This is a genomic window from Actinomadura sp. KC345 (assembly GCF_004348515.1).
GTDB lineage: Bacteria > Actinomycetota > Actinomycetes > Streptosporangiales > Streptosporangiaceae > Spirillospora.
The window spans coordinates 1-6,142 of sequence record NZ_SMKH01000384.1; the positions used below are offsets into that span (position 1 = coordinate 1).

Genomic DNA, 6,142 nt, shown 5'->3' on the forward strand with positions numbered 1-6,142 from the left:
GGTCGGGGTGGTGAGCACGGTGAGGGAGCCGACGATCAGCGCGATCCCGGCCCATCCCGGGAGAGGAAGGCGTTCACCGACCACCAGGACCGCCAGTACGGCCGCGACGGCGGGCTCCAGCAGCGTGAGCGTGGTGGCGGTGCTCGCGGGGACGTGCGCCAGACCCCAGCCGAACAGGACGTAGCCGAGGAACATGGGGACCAGGGCCATGTAGCCGCCGACGGCCGCGTTGGACCAGGAGGCGGCCAGCGGCCCTCCGGTGGCCAGCAGCACCGGCATGAGCAGGAGCCCGCCCAACCCGAAGATCGCGCCCATGGCGGCGACGGAGGAGATCTCGCGGCTGATCAGGCGGTGGGCCGCCCAGGAGTACAGGGCGTAGGTGAACCCGGCCACCAGTCCCAGCCCGAGGCCGAGCAGGGTGGCCCCCGCCGAGCGGCTTTGCGCGCCGGAGCGGCCGGCGGTTTCGGCCAGGCACAGCAGAGCCGTCCCGGACAGGCCGAGAGCGGCTCCGACCACCCAGCGGCGGGTGAGGCGGCGCCCGTCCACCACGCGCTCGACCACGGCCGAGGCGAGCGGGGCCGATCCGACCGACACCACGGTTCCCGCGGCGACGCCGGCCAGACGCATGGAGCTGTAGAACGCCAGCGGGTAGGCCCCCACCGCCAGCGCGCCTAGCAGGACCGTGCCGCGCCGTGCACGCAGCCTTGGGAGTTCCCGGGTCAGGTGCGGGACGGCGATGAGGGCTTGGAGCAGCCCGCCCAGGCCCATGGCGGCCGCCCCGATCGCCAGGGGACCCACGGCCGGTGCGAAGGTCGCGGCGGTGCCCGTCGTCCCCCAGAGCGCCGACGCCAGCAGCACGCACAGCATGCCCAGCCCGGCCGAAGCGGCGGGACGACTCACAGCCGTTCCAGCATGTCGGCCGCCATGGCCCGCGCGTGCTCCAGACGCGTCCCCGTCCCTTCCAGACCGGCGCGTGCCATGGCCCCCTCCAGCAGGAAGGCCAACTGCTCGGCCACCGCCTGCGCCCGCTCCGGCCGGTCGGGCAGCAACTCGTCGAGGTGTCCGGCGAGCAGGGATTCGACCTCCTCCTTATGCCGTCGCACCAAGGCCCGTCCTTCGTGTCCGGCGGGAAGTTCGGCGGCGGCGTTCAGCAGGCCGCACCCCCGGAACCCGCGCTCGTAGGCGAAGGCGGCGTGATCGGCGTAGGCGTCGAACACGGCCAGCACACCGTCGCGACCGTCCTGGGCGCCGTCCAGCCGCCGCCGGTACAGGTCCGTCCACTCTTGGTGCCGTTCATCGAGGTAGGCCATCACCAGGTCGGCCTTCGACGAGAAGTTGTTGTAGAGGCTCATCTTCGCCACGCCCGCCTCGGCGGTGATCGCATCAATGCCCGTAGCCGACACCCCATCGGCGTAGAAACGGCGCGCGGCGGCGTCCAGCAGCCGCCCACGCGCGGCCCCCCGCCGCGCCCCGGGCCTGGGCCGTGGCGCCGCATCGCCGGTACCGCTCATCCCGTTCCTCCCTACTAGGTAGGTCAGTCTACCTAAGGGGCGGGCCATGCCCCACCGGTTCAGGTGGGGTGCGTCAGCGGTAGTGGTCGGCGACGGTGGTGAAGGCGGCCTTCGGCTCCCAGGGCATGTCGGGGTAGGTGGTGCCGTGCCCGTCTTCCAGGACCTTGACGATGCCGTAGCTGGCCAGGTCCAGGTCGTCGCGGGGGTCGCCGCCGGGGCGGTGCGGGTGGTCGTAGAGGGCGAAGATGAAGACGAATGCGCTGTCGACGCCTTCGGCCACGAAGACGTCCAGCAGTTCGCCCAGGTACGCGGCCTGGCCGGGTTCGTCGCGGGCGTACTCGCCGTCCAGCCGGACGGGTGCGCCGCTGTCCTCGTCGTACTCGACGATCTCCAGGCCGCGTGCGCCCACGTCCCCCGCGCCGCGGAAGCAGGAGGAGCCGAACTCGGTGATCGCGACCGGCCTGCCCTGCGCGACGAGTGCGCGGACGCCCTCGGTGAACCGGTCCGCGATGTCGGCCGAGCGGTAGAGATCCATGGAGACGATGTCGAAGGGCGTCCAGTCCACGAAGTCGAGCTGGACGGCGGCGTAGGTGACCCGGCCGCCGAACCTTTCGCGGACGAGCTTCACGGCGTCGCCGAGAAAGGCGTTCACGCGGCCGCCGGCCTCGCCGACCAGCTCGCGCAGCCGCTCCGGACGGTTCAGCAGTTCGACCCGCTCGGCCAGCGAGTCGCCGGGGAGGAAGCCCTTGTTCATCAGGCTCAGCTCGGCGCCCGTCACGAACACGACCTCCGCGCCCGTTCGCCGGAGCCGCTCGGCGCGTTCGGCGCAGTCGGCGAACAGCGACAGCATCTCCTCGGTGGTCAGCTCCAGCGGATAGGGCGAGAACCAGACCTCAAGGCCCAGGTCGGCGGCCAGCGTGGCGGCCGTTTCCAACCGGTCGGGGTCGCCGCCGGTGACGCGGACGGCGTTGCAGTGCAGGTCGTCCCGGATGATGCGCAGCTCGCGCCCGGCCAGTGCCGGATCGAAGCGTTCGCGGGAGTTCCGTCCGTCGCGGACGAAGCCGGTGTCGTAGGTGATGCCCTTGGCGCGCATGGCGAGGCGTCCTCTCGTCGAAATACGGTACTTACCGTACCTTAATTGCCTTACATGCGCGTCCGACGCCAACCTTGGCGAGGAACGGACGGTACCGAATACGGGACGAGGGCATGGCGGACGATCCGGCGAAGCGACCAGCGGACGGGCAGACCCGGCGCCGTGGCGCCGTCCTGGAGGAGGCGATCCTCGACGCCGCCGTCGAGGAGCTCACCGAGTCCGGGTTCTCCGGGCTGACCATGGACCGGGTCGCCGAACGCGCCCGGACCAACAAGAACGCGATCTACCGCCGCTGGCCGAACCGCCTGGCCCTCGGCATCGCCGCCTACCGGCGGCTGGCCAAGAGCGTCCAGCCGCCCGACACCGGCGATCTGCGCGACGACGTCCTTGAGCAGCTCCGCCGGGCGAACCGCCACTGGAGCTCGCCGCTCGGCTCGATCCTGCGCGACCTGCTCGCCGCGGCCGGCGGAGCGTCGGAACTCATGGCGCAACTGCCGGACCAGTCGGCCGACGCCGTGGCCGCCTCCTGGCTGACCATCCTCGGACGCGCCGTGGCGCGCGGCGAAGCCGCCCCGGAGGCGCTCCACCCGCGCGTCGCGACCGTGGCGATCGTCCTGCTCCGCAACGAGTTCGTGGTGCGCGGCGTCCCCACGGCCCCCGACGAGGTCCTGGTCGAAATCGTCGACGAGGTCTACCTCCCCCTGATCCGCCAACGCACCACCCCCTCCGCCTGACGGCGGACGCGCCGCGACGGATCCGGTGAGGGGTGGTCCTAGGTCGATCGGACCTTGGGGATTGAGACCGGCGGCCGACGCGCGGGCGGCGGGGGCGGCGGGAGCATGGAGGGCATGACCACGACCTATGAGCATGAAGCCGCCGGCAAGGCGCCGGTGCGTTCGTCGACGCCCGGGTGGGCGGCACTGCTGGCGGCTTCCATCGGGCAGTTCCTTGTTGTTCTGGACATCTCCGTCGTCAACGTCGCCCTGCCCGATATGCGGAGCGGGCTCGGGCTCGGGGCAACCGGGCTGCAGTGGGTCGTCAACGCCTACTCGCTGACGTTCGCCGGGTTCCTGCTGCTGGGCGGGCGGGCCGCCGACATCTTCGGGCGCAAGCGCGTGTTCCTGGCGGGGCTCGGCCTGTTCACCGTCGCGAGCCTCGCCGGCGGGTTCGCGCAGGACGGGGCCATGCTGATCGGGGCGCGCGCGGTGCAGGGCCTCGGTGCCGCGATCCTCGCGCCGGTCACGCTGTCGCTGGTCACGGCGACCTTTCCCGACGGGCCCGCGCGGACGAAGGCGATCGCGCTGTGGACGGCCGTCGGCACCGCCGGAGGCGCCACGGGCGGGCTGGTCGGGGGGCTGCTGACCGACTATCTGAGCTGGCGCTGGGTCTTCCTGATCAACGTGCCGGTCGGGGCGGTCGTCGCGGTGATCGCCGCGCGGTGGCTGCGGGCCGACCGCGACACCGGCGGGCGTGCCCGCCTCGACGTGCCCGGCGCGGTGCTCGTCACCGCCGGGGTGGGGCTGCTGGCCTTCGGCATCGGGCGGATCGAGACCCACGGGTGGACGTCGCTGATCCCGCTGGGCGGCGGGCTCGTCCTGCTGGCCGCGTTCGTCGCCGTCGAGGCGCGGGCCGCGCAGCCGCTCGTCCGGCTGCGGCTGTTCCGGCTGCGCAGCGTGGCGGTCGGCAACCTCACCACCCTGGTCATCATGGCGGGAGGCTTCGCGCTCTGGTACTTCCTGTCGCTCTACATGCAGAACGTCCTGGACTACAGCGCGATCCGCACCGGGCTGTCGTTCCTGCCGCACACGCTGGGCATCATCATCGGCTCAAGGCTCGCCCCCATGCTCATGGAGCGCATGGACGCGCGGCTCCTGGCGGGCGCCGGAGGGCTCCTGGCGGCGGCCGGGTTCGCGTGGCAGGGCGTCGTGCTGGACGCGGGCGGAACGTTCCTCGGCTCCATCCTCGGGCCGGGCGCGACCATGGCCGTCGGCTTCGGGCTGCTGATGACCCCGCTCGTGGAGGCGTCCACGGCGGGCGCCTCCGAGGACGAGGCGGGCGCGGTGGCGGGCGTGGTCAACACGTCCCGCACCATCGGCGGCGCCATCGGCCTCACCGTCCTCAGCGCGGCGGCGGCCGCCTCCGGGCCGGACCTGGCGGACGGCTACGCGACGGCGTTCCTCGTCGCGGCCCTCATCACCGTCGCCGGGACGGCCCTCGTCCCGTTCCTGCCCCGCCGCCGTTCCTGACGCACGGCCGTTCCCGACGCACGGCCGTTCCTGACGCACGGCCGACCGGGCGCCCGTGGGAGAGGGCGGGCGCCCGGAGCTCGCGGGGTCAGCGGACCGGTGCGGGAGCCTCGGTGAGGGTGACGCCCGGCGTGACGCCGATGCGGCCGTTCTGGAAGTTGCCCTCCACCTCGGCGATCTCGGCCGAATTCGGGTTGGGGTTGCGGCAGGACGTCCCGGCGCTGGCCCCGGACATCAGGTCCGTGCACCGGCCGGTGCGCCGGTCCGGCAGCCCGAGGATGTGGCCGAACTCGTGGGACGCGATCCGGACCGTGTAGTGGCCGTCCCGGACGGCCTGCCGGCCCATCCAGATCGTGCCGCGGCCGAGGCCCGTGACGCGGGCGCGGGGCCAGCCGTCGTCGGCGAGGACGACGACGTCGGCCGGGGTTCCGGGGACGAGCCGCACGTTGGCGACGTGTTCGTTCCAGATCTGCGCGCCCTCGTCGACGGCCGTCCGGAACTCGGCGGCGCGGCTCGCGTCGTATCTGACCGTCCGGACGGCTTCGGACGATTCGGAGGCCGAGGCGGACGCCCCCGTCCCGGCCAGGAAGGCCAGGCCGAGCAGCAGCGCCGCGCAGACCCTCAGGAGGTTTCTGATGACCATGGGACTCCTCGTGGAGCGGGGCCGGGGGTCCTAGCCGATGATCTGCAGGATCCGGGAGCGGTAGGCGGTGACGTCGCCGTAGATGGCGGGGGTGACGGCGCAGGTGGAGGCGGTGCCGCGGCTGGTGGCGCCGACCAGCTGCCACCTGCCGGACGAGCCGATGATCGCGGGGCCGCCGGAGTCGCCGTAGCAGGCGCCCCGGCCGCCGCCGCCCTCGATGCACAGCTCGGCGCCGCGGATGCCCGCGCACTGCCCGTCCGACAGGATCCGGGTGTCGAGCTGGCGCAGGCCGACGGGCGCGGGGCCGCAGCCCCGCTGCGGGCAGGTCTGGCCCCAGCCGAGCAGCCGGGTCGCGGAGCCGACGGGCGCGCCGGTCGCGATGGAGACGGGGGCGGACGCCGCGGCGCTCGCGAGCCGGAGCAGGGCGACGTCCCCGCCGAGGACCTGCCGGCTCGCGACCCGGCGGACCTCGCCGCCGGAGTCGTAGCGGGTGGTGCCGATCCTGACCTGGTACGGCGTGCCGCAGTGCGCGGCGGTCACGACCCAGCTCGCGCCGACGAGCGAGCCGCCGCAGCTGTGCCGGCCTGACGAGTTCTGGAGCGACACCATGAATGAGTACGTCTCGGACGCGGGAACGCCGCCCACGATC

General features: G+C 73.2%; 7 protein-coding genes. 2 read left to right on the forward strand and 5 right to left on the reverse strand.

Annotated elements, in window-relative coordinates; genetic code table 11:
• The 3 genes from E1281_RS36010 to E1281_RS36020 all read right to left on the reverse strand — a co-directional run.
• Positions 1-900 (reverse strand): EamA family transporter (locus E1281_RS36010; RefSeq protein WP_243717745.1); only part of this gene is annotated, 900 nt, incomplete at its 3' end.
• Positions 897-1,511, reverse strand: a complete 615-nt coding sequence (locus tag E1281_RS36015) for a TetR/AcrR family transcriptional regulator (protein WP_131884178.1) — start codon at positions 1,509-1,511, stop codon at positions 897-899. The genes E1281_RS36010 and E1281_RS36015, both read right to left, overlap by 4 nt.
• A 73-nt stretch (positions 1,512-1,584) precedes the next feature.
• Positions 1,585-2,604 carry a hypothetical protein gene (locus E1281_RS36020; protein WP_131884179.1) on the reverse strand — a complete coding sequence of 340 codons (1,020 nt, stop codon included), beginning with the start codon at positions 2,602-2,604 and terminating at the stop codon, positions 1,585-1,587.
• Positions 2,605-2,717: 113 nt separating this feature from the next.
• Here E1281_RS36020 and E1281_RS36025 point away from each other — a divergent pair, with 113 nt between their 5' ends.
• Complete coding sequence (locus E1281_RS36025; RefSeq protein ID WP_131884180.1) at positions 2,718-3,338, forward strand: TetR/AcrR family transcriptional regulator; 621 nt, start codon at positions 2,718-2,720, stop codon at positions 3,336-3,338.
• Between the two features lie 114 nt (positions 3,339-3,452).
• Positions 3,453-4,850 carry an MFS transporter gene (locus E1281_RS36030; protein WP_131884181.1) on the forward strand — a complete coding sequence of 466 codons (1,398 nt, stop codon included), beginning with the start codon at positions 3,453-3,455 and terminating at the stop codon, positions 4,848-4,850.
• 88 nt (positions 4,851-4,938) lie between these two features.
• Here E1281_RS36030 and E1281_RS36035 read toward each other — a convergent pair whose 3' ends face one another.
• Both E1281_RS36035 and E1281_RS36040 read right to left on the reverse strand, forming a co-directional pair.
• The gene (locus E1281_RS36035) at positions 4,939-5,493 is read right to left on the reverse strand and encodes a snapalysin family zinc-dependent metalloprotease (protein ID WP_131884182.1); all 555 of its coding nucleotides are present in this window, start codon (positions 5,491-5,493) and stop codon (positions 4,939-4,941) included.
• A 30-nt stretch (positions 5,494-5,523) separates the two neighbouring features.
• A partial coding sequence (locus tag E1281_RS36040; RefSeq protein WP_131884183.1) for a trypsin-like serine protease occupies positions 5,524-6,142 on the reverse strand: 619 nt, incomplete at its 5' end.